The sequence below is a fragment of the Variovorax sp. 38R genome, assembly GCF_014843395.1.
Taxonomy (GTDB): Bacteria; Pseudomonadota; Gammaproteobacteria; order Burkholderiales; family Burkholderiaceae_C; genus Variovorax; species Variovorax paradoxus_H.
Genome location: NZ_CP062121.1, coordinates 598,253 through 612,818 on the forward strand (window position 1 = coordinate 598,253; position 14,566 = coordinate 612,818).

Below are 14,566 nucleotides of genomic sequence, written 5' to 3' on the forward strand. Positions count from 1 at the left end.
GAAAGGGTGGAAGGTTCAGGCGACCAGCACGGGCGCGATGGCCGCCGCGGCATCTGTATGGATGCAGCGCACACGGTGGTTCGGCGCCAGCTCGACCACGGGCGGTTGTGCGGCGCGGCAGGCATCGCTGGCCAGCGCGCAGCGCTCAGCGAAGGAGCAGCCGGGCGGCAGTGCGGAAAGATCGGGCGGTGCGCCGCCAATGGTTTCCAGCCGCGTGCCGCGCGCCAGCGCCCCATGCGCCCGGCTCTTGAGCAGCGCGATGGTGTACGGATGGCGCGGCGAGCGGATCAGCTCGCGGGCCGTGCCTTCCTCGACGATGCGGCCCGCATACATCACGGCGATGCGGTCGGCCACTTCGACGGCGGCACCGATGTCGTGCGTGACGAAGATCACCGACAGGCCGAGGTCGCGCTGCAATTCGCGCAGCAGCAACAGGATCTGGATCTGCACCGTGGCGTCGAGCGCCGTGGTCGGCTCGTCGGCCAGCAGCAGCTGCGGCTTGCAGGCCAGCGCGAGCGCGATCATGGCGCGCTGCCGCATGCCGCCGGACATCTCGTGCGGATAGGCCTCGAGCCGTCGTTCGGGGCTCGGAATGCGCACGCGCTCGAAGAGGGCCAGCGCGCGCTGTTGCGCCTCGGCCTGGCCGACGGATTCATGGCGGCGGATCGACTCGACGATCTGCGCGCCCACCGAGTACACCGGGTCGAGCGCCAGCAGCGGCTCCTGGAAGATCATCGACGCGACCTTGCCGCGAAAGTCCGCGAGCTCGCGCTGCGACATCGCGAGCACGTCGCGGCCCGCCACCTGCACCTGGCCGCCCATGCGCGTGCGGCGCTCGGGGTGCAGGCGCAGCAGGGTGCGCATGGTCACGCTCTTGCCCGAGCCCGATTCGCCGATCAGCGCGACCACCTCGCCGCGCTGCACTTCGAGGCTCACGCCGCTGACCGCATGCACGGGCTTGCGGCCGCCGCTGAAGGTGACGCTGAGGTCGCGCAGCCGGACCATGGGACCGGTGGTTTCTGTTGTTGTCGCTGTTGCGCTCATGCGGCCTGCCTCTGGAAAGGTTGCGGCTGCGCCATCGGGTGCCCGCTGCCGGGCTCATGCACCAGGCAGCTCACCGCATGCTGCGAATCCGTCGCGATGCGCTCGGGCACGACCTGGCTGCACACCGGCGCCGCGATGGAACAGCGCGGATGGAAGCGGCAGCCCGTCGGCGGGTTGATCGGGTTCGGTGGATCGCCCGCGAGCGCCGCCACCTCGGTGCGGTGGTCCGGGTCCATCGATGGCATCGAGGACAGCAATGCGCGCGTGTAGGGATGCGCGGGCGTCTCGTACAGCGCATCGGCTGGGCCGATCTCGGCCACCTGCCCGAGATACATCACCATCACGCGATCGCTCACGTAGCGCACCACGTTGAGGTCGTGGCTGATGAACACGTAGGTCAGGCCGAACTCTGTCTTCAGGTCGAGCAGCAGGTTGATGACCTGTGCCTCCACCGACTTGTCGAGCGCCGACACCGCCTCGTCAAGGATCACCATGCGCGGCTGCAGTGCCAACGCCCGGGCGATGTTCACGCGCTGCCGTTGGCCACCGGAAAGCTCATGCGGATAGCGCTCGGCAAAGCGCTGCGGCGCAAGGCCCACGCGCGCGAGCAGGTCGCGCGCCCGCGCCACCGCCTCGCGCCGCGACACGCCGTGCACCTGCGGCCCGAAGGCCACTGAGTCCTCGATGGTGAGGCGCGGGTTGAGCGAGGCGTAGCTGTCCTGGAACACCATCTGCACCTGGCGGCGGAACTCCTTGAGCGGCAGGTCGCGACTGCCGACTTCGCGGCCGTCGAACACCACCTCGCCGCGCGTGGGCTCGATCAGCTGCATCAGGAGGCGCGCGGTGGTCGACTTGCCGCAGCCCGATTCGCCGACCACGCCGAGCGTTTCGCCCTTCATGACTTCGAAATCCACGCCGTCGACTGCGCGCACCATGCCGCCGCCGCGGCCGAGCGGGTCTTTCTTCAGCGGGAAATGCTTGACCAGGCCGGTGATGGTGAGGAGCGGCTGTGCCGGGCCGCCGATGTCTTTCAGTGCGTCCATGGCCTCACCCCTTGTTGTCCATCGCCGAACGCAGGCCGTCGGAAAGCAGGTTGAAGGAAATCGACGTGATGAAGATCATCACGCCCGGCAGCGCAGCCACCCACGGCTGCGCGTAGATCGCCGTGCGCAGCGTGTTGAGCATCAGGCCCCACTCGGGTTCCGGTGGCTTCACGCCCAGGCCGAGGAACGACAGGCCCGAGGCCAGGATCATCGACACCGCGATCAGGCTGGTGGCGTAGACGAAGATCGGACCGAGCACATTGCCCAGCACATGCACCCGCACGATGGTGAAGGGGCTGGCGCCCGAGGCGCGTGCCGCTTCCACGTAGTCGCGGGTGCGCACCTGCGTGGTCACGCTTTCGGCCACGCGCGCGATCTGCGGAATGAACACGATGGTCAGCGAGATCAGCGAATTGACCACGCCCGCGCCCAGCGTGCCCGAGAGCGCGATGGCCAACAGCACCGAGGGGAACGCGTAGAACACGTCGATCGTGCGCATGATCAGTGTGTTGGTGATGCCACCCGCATAGCCCGCGACGATGCCGATGACCGTGCCCAACGCGAAGGCGCAGAGCACCGGCGTGATGCCGATGAAGAGCGACAGTCGCGCGCCGACGATCAGCCGCGAGAGCATGTCGCGGCCCAGTTCGTCGCTGCCGAAGGGCAGGCCTTCGGTGCCGATGGGCTTGAGGCGCTTGAGCATGGACGACTGGTACGGGTCGGACGGCGCGAGCCAAGGGCCGAACAGCGCGAGTGCGATCAGCAGCAGCACGACGATGGCCGCGCCGACCGCGACCGGGTCGCGGCGAAAGCGCAGCCAGACCGAGGCCCAGTAGCCGCGGGATCGCTGGGCCGGCAACGGCTCGACTGCGATGGCGGAAGAAGCGGGAAGCACGGAGGACATGGTGTTGCGGCTTTCTTCTCTTCTTCAGGCGCGCGCGATGCGCGGATCGAGCAGCGTCTGCAATACATCGACCAGCAGGTTGAGCACCACGAAGAACATCGCCAGCACCAGGATCGTTCCCTGCAGCAGCGGCAGGTCGCGCTGGAAGATCGCCGAGTTCAGCAGGAAGCCGGTGCCGGGCCACGAGAACACGGTCTCGATCAGGATCGAGCCGCCCAGCAGGTAGCCCAGTTGCAGGCCCATCACGGCGAGCGCCGTGGGCGCGGCGTTCTTCACCATGTGGCGGAACACGCCGAAATGGGTGAGCCCCTTGGCGCGCAGCCCGACGATGAACTCCTGGTCGAGGATGTCGGCCACCAGCGCGCGCACGGTGCGCGCGATGATGCCCGTCGGGATCACCGACATCGTGAGCGCCGGCAGCAAGAGGAACTGCAGGTGTTCCCAGTCCCAGGCCCAGTCGCCCGAACCGCTTGGGCCCGCGCCGGTGGCCGGCAGCCACATGAGCTGCGACGAGAACATGATCACCATCACCATGCCCAGCCAGTAGTGCGGCACGCTCACGCCGAGCACCGAGAACATCGAGGCGAATCGGTCGATCCATGAGTTGCGGAAGTAGCCCGCCACGAAGCCGAACAAACAACCCAGCACGAAGCCGATGAAGGTCGCAACCACCGCCAGCCGCAGCGTGTTGCCCACCGCGGTGAACACTTCGCCGGCCACCGCGCGGTTGCTCGCGATGGACACGCCCAGGTCGCCGTGCAGCGCGCGCCAGACCCACAGCGCGAACTGCTCGGGCAGCGAGCGGTTGAAGCCGTAGAGCTCGCGCAACTGCGCCTGCAGGTCCGCCGAGGCGTCGGGCGGCAGGATGGACACCAGCGGATCGCCGGGCGCGATGTGCACGAGCAGAAAGCACACGAGGGCCACGCCGATCATGATCGGCACGGCGTAGATCACGCGGCGCAGGAGGTAGGTGAGCATGGGTGGCTGGCTCGTGGCTGGCTGCGGGAGAGGCTCAGTCCATCGCCATGGTCGCGATGTCGATGAACCAGCTCTTCGGCTGCACCACGTTCTTCACCTTGGCCGACATGGCGCGCGGCCCCACGTCGTGCGCGATCCACACGAAGGGGGCGTCGTCCACGATGTGCGTGTGCAACTTTGCGAGCGCGGCGTCGCGCGCCTTGTCGTCGAAGCTGGTGCGCGCGTCGGCCACCAGCTTGTCGACCTCGGCGTTGCCGTAGTAGCCCCAGTTGTTCGACACCGGCGGGAAGGCCTTGGTGCTCACGAAGCGCACCATCGCGAAGAACGGGTCCATCGCCGCGAAGCTGATGTTGACCGCGCTGGCGCCGTTGGCCGACGCATCCTTCGCGCCCTTGCGCCAGTTGGTGAAGAGCGTGTTCCATTCGATGACGTCGAACTGCACGTCGAAGAAGCACTGCTTGAGCGACTGCTGCGCGAACTCGTTCATCGGCAGCGGCTGCATCTGGCCCGAGCCCGAGGCCGATATCTGCACCTTCACCTTGATCGGCTTGGCGGCCGAGTAGCCGGCCTGCGTCATGAGCGCCTGCGCGGCCTTCACGTCGTACTTGATGTCGAAGCCGGGCTTGCCGAACCAGGGGTGGCCGGGCGGCACGGTGCCCTTGGGCTCGGCCATCATGCCGCCCAGGAGCTGCTTCATGCCGCCGCGGTCGATGCACAGGTTGGCGGCCTGGCGCACGCGCTTGTCGAGCCAGGGCGAGCCTTCGGCGAACGACAGCTGCCACGGCCACACGTGCGGCTGCGCGTTCGAATAGACCTTGAAGCCGCGCTGCGTGATCTGCGCCATGGCGTCGGGGGCGGGGGCCTCGATCCAGTCGACCTGCCCGCCCAGCAGCGCGGCGGTGCGCGCGTTGGCTTCGGGCATCGGAATCATCACGACCTTGTCGATCTTCGGCGTGCGTTTGGCGTCCCAGTAGGTCTTGTTGGCAGCAAGCTCGAGGCGTTCGCGCGCCACGAAGCGCGTGACCTTGAACGGGCCCGAGCCGGCCGGGTCGGCGGCGAAGGCGGTCCAGGCGGCCTTGGCCTTGTCGGCGGGCGTGGCGCCGGCTGCGGCATCGAACTTCTTCTGCCACTGGGCGGGCGAGGCAATGAACAGATTGGTGAGGTTGATCGGCAGGAAGGCGTCGGGCTCGCCGGTGGTGAGCTCGACCGTCATGTCGTCGATCTTGCGGGCCGACTTGAGCGTGGGCATGCGGGAGGCAGTGACGCCCACCTGGCTCGGGTCGAACTGCGGCGCGTCTTTGTCGAGCACCTTCTGCACGTTCCACACCACGGCGTCGGCGTTGAAGGCCGAGCCGTCGTGGAACTTGACGCCGGGGCGCAGCTTGAAGACCCACTTGGTCTTGTCCTTGGCATCGACGGCCCACGACGTGGAAAGTCCAGGGATCAGCACGCTCGGCGCATCGGCCTTCGACAGGTCCCACTGCGTGAGCGCGTCGTAGATCGGGATGCCGGTGAAGCGGTTGCCTTCGAAGCCCTGGTCGGGCTGGCCGAGGGTGCGCGGAATGTCGGCCGCGGTCATGGCGATGCGCAGTGTTTTTTCCTGGGCCAGCGCAGCGGGCGATGCAAGAACCAGGACGGCGAGCGCCGCGCAGGCGGCCAGGGGTTTCAGGGACAGGGCGGGGGCAGCACGCTTCACATGGAACTCCGGTGGGTGGGGGGTGACGGAAAGGACGAAAACCCCTCAAGCACGACATGTGCCAGCCGACGGATATCCCCTGGCCGACTCAGGCGATCTCGCGCCGTGCGCAGCGCAGGCCCACCTCGACTCCCACGTTCATGATCGTCACGATCGGCGGCCGCGCCAGGTGCCAGTCAGGCCGGTGGTGAGCGCGCCGCGCTGCACGATCTCGTCGAACACCCGCGCGCACGATGTCGTGCGGCCCGAGGAAGCCGACGCTCAGTCGCAGCGGTAGACGACTTCCCCTGCCGGCACGCCCTCTGCCGCTACTTCCGACAGCGTGCTGCTCAGGAAGCGCATCGGCGCACCGAAGTTTCGGCAGTAGTTCTCGGCGTCCTGCGCGGTGGGCGACTTGAACACGCCGTCGGCCAGGAAGGTGACGCGCGGCGCGGGTCGCGAGACGCAGCCCGCGGCGACGAGCAGGGCCGGAACGAGGGCGAAGAGAGCAGCGAATCGGCGCATGGGGCAGGGCGGAAAGAAGAGGTCGCGACTGTAGCGGCTCGAAGGCCTCAGTCGGCCAGCCACACGCTGCCGTCCGGCGCTTCGCGCAGCGCCAGCGGCGTGAGCCGCGCGCCCCGGCAGGGGCCGCCGACGCAACGTCCCGTATCGGGCTCGAAGATCGCGCCGTGCCGCGCGCACATCAGGTAGCGCCCGGAGCTTTCGAGGATCTGGCCTTCGAAATCGAGCGGGCCGCCCGCGTGCGGGCACTGGTTCAGGTAGCCGTGCACGGCGCCCTGCCAGCGCACCGCGAAGGCCGGCGCGCCACCGGGCGCGGTGAACAGGGCCGCGAGGCCGCCGTCGGCGAGTTCGGTGGCGATGGGCTGGGCGGTCGGGGCGGGCGCGGTCATGGGGAGCGAGCCTACCAAGGTCCATCGCTCGGGGGCGAAGCCCTGTGTCATCACATGTTCCGGCTATGTCATCCGACCAATAGACGCAGGGGGCGTGCCGTTTCCACAATGCACCCGCTCGCATTCCTTCGTCCGTGCATCCTTGTGTCAAGGGGGATACCCACCGATGAGCACGCTGAAACAGGGCTGGCGCGGGGCCGATGTCCGCCGCCTGCAGGACGCCCTGAACCGCAAATTGCAGCCCAGCCCCGGCCTCGTACCCGATGGCGACTACGGCCCCGTCACCCGGGCGGCCGTGCTGCGTCTGCAGGCCGCGCACTGGCTGTGCGAGGACGGCGAGGCCGGCCCCTGCACCCGCAACGTGGCCTTCGACAACGAAACCCACGCGCCGCTGCTGCACCCCGTGGCGCTGATTCCGCAGCCCGTGCACGCGCTGTGCTGGGCCGCGGCCACGGCGATGTTCACGCGCGCCACCGTGCAGACCGTGATGGCGCGCACGCCCTCCGAGCTGATGGGCGCCGACGGCGCGTTGTGCCGCCGCGTGGACAGCGACCGCCACGCCGCCGGCAGCGGCGATGACGCGGACGACTACAACCGCCGCTTCGCCGCCGCGCACGGCCTCACGCTGCGGGCTTCCGGCCCGTGGACCGTCGCCGCGCTGCGCACCGCGTTGCACGCCGGGCCGCTGATGTTCGACCTGCGCTGGGGCGCCAAGGGCGGTGCGCCCGCCGGCCAGCCGGGCCACATGGTCGTGCTCGTGGGCATCCGCGGCGACAACGACCCCGGCGGGGGCGGCACCACGCTGCGCGTGTTCGACCCCTGGCCGCCGGGCCGGGGCGCGCGCAGCTCGACCAGCCATGTGCGCTGGATGCAGGCCGTGGCCGACCGCGTCTGCGGGGTGTTCCAGCGGTAGCTGTGCCTCGTGCGGACGCGTGTGGCCGCGAGGCCATGAAAAAAATCCTGATTTTCCGCGAACCGTTTCAGCGGGTGACCGCCTCTTTCCATGCGGGAGGGGCGTTCTGTCCCCCCGCACTCACACGTCACGGATCGAAGGAAACCACCATGCTCTACGTCAAGAATGTCCCCGGCTGGGAACGCGCCCTGCGCATCGCCCTGGGCCTCGTCGGCCTCGCTTTCGCTGCCATGAACTGGCCGGCGAACGCCCTGGCCGTTGCGGTCGGCCTCATGGGCGCGATGCTGGCGCTCACGGGGCTGGTCGGCTTCTGCCCGATGTGCGCGATGCTCGGACGCAAGCTCGACCAAGAAGGACGCTGACCCATGGCTGCCGCCACCATCGACCGCACCTGCCTGATCCTGGCCGCGCAGACGGGCGACCCCGTCGCCATCGAGGGCCTGCTCGCTGCCTGCCAGACCGACGCGCGCCGCTACGCCCGCCGGCACTGCCAGGCCAGCGACGTGGACGACGCCGTGCAGGAGTCGTTGCTGGTGGTTGCGCGCCGGGTGCGCGGGCTGCAGGCGGCCGCGGCGTTCTCGTCGTGGCTGTTCACCGTCATCCGGCGCGAATGCCTGCGCCTGCAGCGCGCGATGTTCCGGCACGATGCGCTCGACGACGACGTGGTCGAACGCCAGCTCGCGGCCCGCAGCGACGACGCGCTGCGCATCGACCTGGCCAATGCGCTCGAATCGCTGCCGGCGCACTACCGCGAGGTCGTGCTGCTGCGCGACTTCGAGGAACTCACCATCGCCGAGATCGCCGAGCGCCTGGGCGAGCCCGGCGGTGCGGTGAAGAGCCGGCTGCACCGGGCGCGCCTGCTGGTGCGCGAGTACCTGCTGGGGTAGGGGCTGCCGCGGGGGGACACCGCGGAACCGGCTTTGCCGGGCCGCAGGTGTCGCCCCCGGCGAGGGGGTTGGCGAAGCGACACGAAGTGCGCGCAGCCTGGGGGAGTTCCCATTCCAGCGACAATCGCCCGGCCATGACAGACACCCTCACGATCACCCGCCCAGACGACTGGCACCTGCACGTGCGCGATGGCGCCGCCCTCGAAGCCGTCGTGCCCCACAGCGCCCGCCAGTTCGGCCGCGCGCTGATCATGCCGAACCTGCGTCCGCCCGTGACCACTGCCGCACAGGCCGTGGCCTACCGCGACCGCATCCGCGCCGCCGTGCCCGCGGGCACGTCCTTCGAGCCCGTGATGTCGCTCTACCTGACCGACAAGCTGCCGCCCGAAGAAATCGCCCTCGCCGCCGAAGCCGGCGTGCGCGCGCTCAAGCTCTACCCGGCCGGCGCCACCACCAACAGCGATGCCGGCGTGACCAACATCCGCAAGACCTACAAGACGCTCGAAGCCATGCAGAAGCACGGCCTCCTGCTGCTGGTGCACGGCGAAGTGACCGACCCGGCCATCGACCTGTTCGACCGCGAAGCCGTGTTCGTCGACCGCGTGATGATCCCGCTGCGCCGCGACTTCCCCGAACTCAAGGTGGTGTTCGAGCACCTCACGACCAAGGAAGGCGCCCACTACGTGCGCGACGCCGGCCGTTTCACGGCGGCGACCATCACGGCGCACCACCTGCTGTACAACCGCAACGCCATCTTCACCGGCGGCATCCGCCCGCACTACTACTGCCTGCCCGTGCTCAAGCGCGAGACGCACCGCGTGGCGCTGGTCGAGGCCGCCACCAGCGGCAGCGACCGCTTCTTCCTGGGCACCGACAGCGCGCCGCACCCCGCCCACCTGAAGGAGCACGCACTGGGCTGCGCCGGCTGCTACACCGCGCTCACCGCCATCGAGCTGTACGCCGAGGCCTTCGACAGCGTGAACGCACTCGACAAGCTCGAAGGATTTGCCAGCTTCCACGGCCCCGACTTCTACGACCTGCCGCGCCACACCGACACCGTCACGCTGAAGCGCGAAACCTGGACCCTGCCCGAGACCGTGCCCTACGGCGAAGCCACGCTCAAGCCGCTGCGCGGCGGCGAGACCGTGAACTGGAAGCTCGCATGACGCCCCTCACGCCCCTGTCGTCGCTGCGCGTCATGCTGCTGATCGACGCCGACAACGTCTCGGCCGACGTGATCGAGCAGGCCGTGCAGCGCACGATGGAAGACTTCGGCGCCATCCACGTGCGCCGTGCCTATTGCAACGCCGAGATGGCCGTGAACCGGCAGGCGCTGTTCAAGCGGCTGTCGGTGCGGCCGATGGTGAATCTGTCGGCGGGCAAGAACAGCACCGACATCGCGCTGGCCGTCGATGCCATCGACCTCGTGATTGCCGAGCGCCCCGACGTGGTGGTGCTGGTGTCGTCCGACTCCGACTTTGCGCCGCTCGTGATCCGCCTGCGCGAAAAAGGCTGCCGTGTCTGCGGCATCGGCCAGCAGGGCAAGACCGGCGAAGAGACCGTCGGCGTCTACGACAGCTTCATCGACATCCCGCACCACGGCGTGAAGCCGGCCGTGCGCACCGCGCCGGCCAAGAAGACGACCGCTGCGGCGAAGAAGACGCCGGCCGCCAAGACGGCCCCCGCGAAGAAAGTAGCCGCCAAGACCGCGCGCAAGACGGCGGCCAAGACGGCCAAGCCCGCCGCGCCGCCCCCACCGCCGCCGGTGCCTCAAATCTCCGAAGCGGCCGAGTTCATCCTGCAGGCCATGCCCGCGCTGCGCCGCGGCACCGACGTGCCGCTCAACGACGTGGCCAAGGCCCTGCGCACCGCCGGCCTGCTCAGCAAGAGCGGCAGCTCGCTCAAGCTGTTCGACAAGCTCACGGCCGAGTTCGCAGTGATGCAGCACCCCGACCGCATCCGATGGACGGGGGCGACCGCGCCTTGAGTTCGGCCCTGCCGGCGGTCGCGGCCATAGAGTGGGCCGCACCCTGGCTGGCCCCGTACCGCGACCCCGGCGAAGCCGTGGCGCAGGCCATTGCACAGAGCGGCACCGTCGCCGCCGCGCTGCAGGCGGCCAAGCCGCCGACCGTGCCCGACTTCGTCACGCAAGACGCGCTGCCCGAAGGTCAGGCCTACGAGGCCCACATCTTCCGCACGCGCACCGTGCCCACGCGCGACAACCTGCACGACTTCTTCAACGGCCTCGTCTGGCTGGCCTTTCCCGAGACCAAGCGCCGGCTCAACGAAGTGCAGGCCACCGAGATCGCACGCGCCGGCGTCGGCGCCACGCGCGGACCGCTGCGCGATGCGCTCACGCTCTTCGACGAGAACGGTGCGGTGCTCGATGCACCGCCTGCGTTGTGGGACGCGCTGATCGCGCGCGACTGGCAGGCGTTGTTCGTCACGCAGCGCAGCCTGTGGCATGAGGCACGCCTGCTGCTCTTCGGCCATGCGCTGCTCGAAAAACTGGTGACGCCGCGCAAGCCGATCACCGCGCATGTGTTGTTGACGCACCGTGCGACCGGCGCCGCAGCCCTCGACGATGCGGCGATGGCGCGAAATATCGACGCGAAACGGCTCGAAGCGAAGCCTTTCGTTCCTATTCCGGTGCTCGGCGTGCCCGGCTGGTGCGTCGAAAATACATCGGCTTCGTTCTATGCCGACCCGCAGGTCTTTCGACCCTTGCCGGGCGCGGTCTCAGAGCGGAAGTCGCGCTAGCGTTCACGGGCCCGGGAGGGCCCTTCGCCCAGCGCTTGCATCGCGCGCCACGCGCGCGTCATACGTTCACATGCCAGGGGAGAGGTCAAAAAGATGGACACCATCATCATCGTGCTCAAGGTCGGGCTGATTCTTTACGGGATCTACAGCTTCATCGTCTACATGTCGCGCCGCTCCGACAACCGGAGTGCCCTGAAAGACTTCCGCAATGCGCCGGTGCTGCGCCGCATCACCGACGAAGAAAAATCGGCACTGCAACCCTTCCTGATGGGGCAGAAGCTCACGGTTGACGACAACGTGCGCGAACTCAGCGGTGCGTTCCTGCGCCATGGCCTGTCGACGCAGGGCTCGTCCACCGAGCACGACACCATCGGCGACGTCGATGTGCTGCTGCCCTACGACGCCATCGACTACATCGAGCCGCACAACCAGGCGCTGGTGGTGCTCGCCGGAAAGTCCGCCGTCGTGATCCGCCTGAACGGCTTCGATCTGTTCGAAGGCCGGCAGCGCGCACAGCGCCAGCAGGCGCAGGACCAGCAGTGGAAGCGCGGCGAGATCGGTGCACTTCCGTCGCTGGATGAAGTCGGCGCAGACACCGGCGCGGCCATGCCCGAAGCCGTGGCCGCCTCGATCGCGACCGACCCGAATGCGCGCTACCAGCGCGGCGAGGTCGACATCCTGAGCCAGCGCACCGAAACGCCCGAAGAGGTCGAGAGCCGCATGGGGCGCGGCGGCTGGGCCTCGGCCTTCGCCTGGCTGCTTGCCTTCGTGCTGTTGTGGGTCGCCACCTGGGACGCCACGCAAGCGGTGAGCGTCTACCTGATGGGCGCAGGCGGGCTCGCGGGCCTGTGGGCCGCGTGGCTGTTCGTGCGCACGCCGCCGGCAACGGCGCCTGCGCGGCAACCGCAGCCGGTGAACCGCGTGCGCGGCATGCTCAACCAGATCGCGGTGGTCAACGCCAGCAACGCGTCGGTGCAGAACGTGGGGCTCTTCATCGGCGACAAGCTGAGCCTGGTGCTGCCTTCGCATTGGCGCACGACGGCGTCGGTCCCTTACGGCGAGGTGATCGAAGCCGAGCTGCGCACCAGCGACTTCAGCGCCGTGAGCTTCGGTTCCAAGTGGTCGGTGGCCGACGAATGGCGGCGTTTCCGGCCCGCGTACTGGGGCCGGCACCTGCTGCACCTGGTCATCGGCCTGCTCGCCATCGGCGCGGTCGCGCTGTCGACACCCGACCCGCGCGGCGAGGCTGCGCTCGCCGCGCAATGGCTCACGAATGGCGGCGCCACAGCCACCTATGGCGATGCTGGGCAGCTCGCGGACAAGCCGCCTCATTGGAGCAGCCGCGCGCGCATGGAGGGCCAAGGCCGGTGCGAGATCGACATGAATGGCCGTAGCGAAGCGCACACCACCAGCGGCGTGCCGGTTATCGATTGCACGTCCGTGCGCTGGAACGGCACCGCACCCGTCGTCCCCGCACTGGACATTCCGCCGAGCGTGCTGGCGCTCGCCGAGCCCGGCTTCCTTCGTGCCACCGAGAACCACGCGATGGCCAGCCTGATCGCGATGCTGCGCATGCAGCAAATGGGCGGGCAGGCCTCCGACCCGCTCGCGGCCTACCGTGCGCGCGAGAGCGTGCCGCTGACCGTGCGCGGCTTCGACCGCTCGGTGGCGATGATCGATGCCGCCTGCAAGGACGCCGCCGGCCTGTCGCCCGCCGCCTGCGAGCGCCTGCAGCGCGAGCTCGTGCGCGCCATCGACGCCACGGTCGACAAGGACGGCGTCGACACGCCGGTGAACACCTGGCAGGCACTGGCCACGAGCGCAGCAGCAGGCCAGGAGAACGCTGACCTCATCCTGTCGCGCCAGCAGCTGGCGTCCGTGCAGCGTGCGCTGGCGCAAGCGGTCGACAGCGTGGTGGCCGCGAAGATCGAGGCCGCGCGTCCTGCCATCGTGCCCGCCCAGGGCGGCGTGCTGCTGGCGTCTTCCATGCGCATCGACAACGCGCCGGTGCAGCAGCCCGGCGAAGGCAGCGACGATGTGCCGGGCGCGACCGCGGGCGCGGCCGATGTCGCCGAAGACGACACCGACAGTTCCCTGCTCGCCCGCTGGACCCGCCTGCAGCGCAACGCCACGGCCGAAGGCCTGAAGCCCTTCACGCTCGAAGGCCTGGTCACCGCCAGCGGCAAGGACGCCGCCGGCACGCCGTGGGTGCGCATCGACCCGAGCCTCGATGCTTCGCGCATGACCGCAGCAGGCGCGCACGTGCTGTGGTGGCTGTTCGCCGCGGGGCTGGTGCTGGTCAACGGCGTGCTGTTTGCGCTGCGCTGGACGCAGGACAGTCGCCGTCGCGGCCGGCTGCACGCCGACATCGCCACCCGCCCGGCACCGGGCTCCGACGGCCTTTTCTGACAGGCCTTGACTCCGGCGGGGAATATCGGGGCGCCAGAACTTTTGCTCCTATCATGGCTCCACCGGATGCAACACCGAGGGCCTCCCCGTCGCGCGCGGCTTGAAGAGGGCCCCGGGGCCCTTATCTAGGTGGCAGATTTCCCCACGGAGAATTCAACTTGAAACGTATCCTTCTGTTTGTCCTGACCAACGTGATGGTCGTCGCGGTGCTCGGCGTGGTCGCCAGCCTGCTCGGCGTCAATCGCTTCCTCACGGCCAACGGCCTCAACCTCACGGCGCTGCTCGGCTTCGCGCTGATCATGGGCTTCGGCGGCGCGATCATCTCGCTGCTCATCAGCAAGCCCATGGCCAAGTGGACGGCCGGCCTGCGCATGATCGACAACCCCCAGTCGCCCGACGAGGCCTGGATCGTCGGCACCGTGCGCAAGTTCGCCGACAAGGCCGGCATCGGCATGCCCGAGGTCGGCATCTTCGAAGGCGAGCCCAATGCCTTTGCCACCGGCGCGTTCAAGAACTCGTCGCTCGTGGCGGTGTCCACCGGCCTGCTGCAGGGCATGACGCGCGAAGAGGTCGAGGCCGTCATCGGCCACGAAGTCGCGCACATCGCCAACGGCGACATGGTCACCATGACGCTGATCCAAGGCGTGATGAACACCTTCGTCGTGTTCCTCTCGCGCGTGATCGGCTACGCGGTCGACAGCTTCCTGCGCCGCGGCGACGACCGCTCGTCGGGCCCCGGCATCGGCTACTACGTGAGCACCATCGTGCTGGACATCGTGCTCGGTTTTGCCGCCGCGATCGTGGTGGCCTGGTTCTCGCGCCAGCGCGAGTTCCGCGCCGACGCCGGCGCCGCCGCCCTCATGGGCAACCGCCAGCCGATGATGAACGCGCTCGCCCGCCTGGGTGGCCTGCCAGCCGGTGAACTGCCGAAGGCGGTCGAAGCCATGGGCATCACGGGCGCGATGGGCAAGCTGTTTGCGACGCACCCGCCGATCGAAGAGCGCATTGCGGCGCTGCAGAACGCGCGCTGAGCCAACTGCCA

At 69.0% G+C, this 14,566-nt stretch carries 15 protein-coding genes; 8 read left to right on the forward strand and 7 right to left on the reverse strand.

Going from position 1 to position 14,566, the window contains the following annotated elements; all coding sequences use genetic code 11:
* Positions 1 to 15 precede the first annotated feature (15 nt).
* The 7 genes from IG196_RS02620 to IG196_RS02650 form a co-directional block, all read right to left on the reverse strand.
* Positions 16 to 1,005: an ABC transporter ATP-binding protein gene (locus IG196_RS02620; RefSeq protein ID WP_192196900.1), complete on the reverse strand. Its 990-nt coding sequence runs from the start codon at positions 1,003 to 1,005 to the stop codon at positions 16 to 18.
* Between the two features lie 35 nt (positions 1,006 to 1,040).
* Positions 1,041 to 2,087 (reverse strand): ABC transporter ATP-binding protein, encoded by a 1,047-nt coding sequence (locus tag IG196_RS02625; RefSeq protein WP_192194913.1) that lies wholly within the window; start codon positions 2,085 to 2,087, stop codon positions 1,041 to 1,043.
* A gap of 4 nt (positions 2,088 to 2,091) precedes the next feature.
* Positions 2,092 to 2,991 carry an ABC transporter permease gene (locus IG196_RS02630; protein ID WP_192194914.1) on the reverse strand — a complete coding sequence of 300 codons (900 nt, stop codon included), beginning with the start codon at positions 2,989 to 2,991 and terminating at the stop codon, positions 2,092 to 2,094.
* 24 nt (positions 2,992 to 3,015) lie between these two features.
* Positions 3,016 to 3,969, reverse strand: a complete 954-nt coding sequence (locus tag IG196_RS02635) for an ABC transporter permease (RefSeq protein ID WP_192194915.1) — start codon at positions 3,967 to 3,969, stop codon at positions 3,016 to 3,018.
* A 34-nt stretch (positions 3,970 to 4,003) separates the two neighbouring features.
* On the reverse strand, positions 4,004 to 5,665 hold the full coding sequence (locus IG196_RS02640) for an ABC transporter substrate-binding protein (protein WP_192194916.1): 1,662 nt from the start codon (positions 5,663 to 5,665) through the stop codon (positions 4,004 to 4,006).
* Between the two features lie 261 nt (positions 5,666 to 5,926).
* Positions 5,927 to 6,169 (reverse strand): hypothetical protein, encoded by a 243-nt coding sequence (locus tag IG196_RS02645; protein ID WP_192194917.1) that lies wholly within the window; start codon positions 6,167 to 6,169, stop codon positions 5,927 to 5,929.
* Between the two features lie 47 nt (positions 6,170 to 6,216).
* Positions 6,217 to 6,555 (reverse strand): Rieske (2Fe-2S) protein, encoded by a 339-nt coding sequence (locus IG196_RS02650; RefSeq protein WP_192194918.1) that lies wholly within the window; start codon positions 6,553 to 6,555, stop codon positions 6,217 to 6,219.
* A 166-nt stretch (positions 6,556 to 6,721) separates the two neighbouring features.
* On the opposite strand from IG196_RS02650, the gene IG196_RS02655 reads away from it, so the two are divergent.
* The 8 genes from IG196_RS02655 to htpX all read left to right on the forward strand — a co-directional run bounded on the left by IG196_RS02655 (position 6,722) and on the right by htpX (position 14,555).
* Positions 6,722 to 7,468: a peptidoglycan-binding protein gene (locus tag IG196_RS02655; RefSeq protein WP_192194919.1), complete on the forward strand. Its 747-nt coding sequence runs from the start codon at positions 6,722 to 6,724 to the stop codon at positions 7,466 to 7,468.
* 35 nt (positions 7,469 to 7,503) lie between these two features.
* Positions 7,504 to 7,830, forward strand: a complete 327-nt coding sequence (locus tag IG196_RS02660) for a DUF2892 domain-containing protein (protein WP_318646643.1) — start codon at positions 7,504 to 7,506, stop codon at positions 7,828 to 7,830.
* Positions 7,831 to 7,833: 3 nt separating this feature from the next.
* The gene (locus IG196_RS02665; RefSeq protein WP_192194920.1) at positions 7,834 to 8,355 is read left to right on the forward strand and encodes an RNA polymerase sigma factor; all 522 of its coding nucleotides are present in this window, start codon (positions 7,834 to 7,836) and stop codon (positions 8,353 to 8,355) included.
* Between the two features lie 134 nt (positions 8,356 to 8,489).
* Positions 8,490 to 9,521 (forward strand): dihydroorotase, encoded by a 1,032-nt coding sequence (pyrC, locus tag IG196_RS02670; protein WP_192194921.1) that lies wholly within the window; start codon positions 8,490 to 8,492, stop codon positions 9,519 to 9,521.
* Positions 9,518 to 10,342, forward strand: a complete 825-nt coding sequence (locus IG196_RS02675; protein WP_192194922.1) for an NYN domain-containing protein — start codon at positions 9,518 to 9,520, stop codon at positions 10,340 to 10,342. The genes pyrC and IG196_RS02675 overlap by 4 nt, the downstream gene beginning before the upstream one ends.
* Complete coding sequence (locus IG196_RS02680) at positions 10,318 to 11,115, forward strand: DUF3025 domain-containing protein (protein ID WP_192194923.1); 798 nt, start codon at positions 10,318 to 10,320, stop codon at positions 11,113 to 11,115. Before IG196_RS02675 ends, IG196_RS02680 begins: the two co-directional genes overlap by 25 nt.
* A gap of 93 nt (positions 11,116 to 11,208) precedes the next feature.
* Positions 11,209 to 13,524, forward strand: a complete 2,316-nt coding sequence (locus IG196_RS02685) for an IgaA/UmoB family intracellular growth attenuator (RefSeq protein WP_192194924.1) — start codon at positions 11,209 to 11,211, stop codon at positions 13,522 to 13,524.
* A 158-nt stretch (positions 13,525 to 13,682) separates the two neighbouring features.
* Complete coding sequence (gene htpX, locus IG196_RS02690) at positions 13,683 to 14,555, forward strand: protease HtpX (protein WP_101488641.1); 873 nt, start codon at positions 13,683 to 13,685, stop codon at positions 14,553 to 14,555.
* Positions 14,556 to 14,566: the final 11 nt, after the last annotated feature.